This is a genomic window from Sporosarcina cascadiensis (assembly GCF_009650995.1).
Taxonomy (GTDB): Bacteria; Bacillota; Bacilli; order Bacillales_A; family Planococcaceae; genus Sporosarcina; species Sporosarcina cascadiensis.
The window spans coordinates 1-475 of record NZ_WHVV01000046.1; the positions used below are offsets into that span (position 1 = coordinate 1).

The window sequence follows — 475 nt, forward strand, 5'->3', positions numbered from 1 at the left end:
TGCTGCCTGCAACTGATCCAGCGCATCCGAATCAAACCGGTGAAAAAATCGGGACAAAGACGGCTGGGAAGCCAGCGTAGGCTTGGCGAGGATCTGAGTGAAAACCGGATCGGTCGTCAAATGATCCGCCGCATCGTCTTCCTGATAGCCGGCAATCAACTGATAGATTTTCTGTTGAAGCAGTTCATGGTTTTCATGGACGCAAAATATGCGTTCATCGACGAGTTGGAGATGAGTTGCGATGGTTTGAGAAAACCCCAGTTTATCGTCAAATTCACGGAAGATGACGTTGCCAGTGTCGGAAGATAGTTCTCCTCCGTCGTTGGATAATTTAATGGAACGGTTGAATTGTAGGGTATTTTGCGTTAAAGTAGGCATCAGAAGAATCCTTTCTGTGATGATGTTTTGTTTGGTCGCAATCATCCTACCAGAAACGGATTCTTTTTTCATCTTTTAGGTGAACAAAAGAATCCCA

1 protein-coding gene is annotated in these 475 nt (G+C 45.3%); it reads right to left on the reverse strand.

The features are described from left to right. The coding region (locus GDZ68_RS17955; protein ID WP_194841236.1) for a transposase at positions 1 to 378 on the reverse strand (378 nt) is incomplete at its 3' end. Positions 379 to 475: the final 97 nt, after the last annotated feature.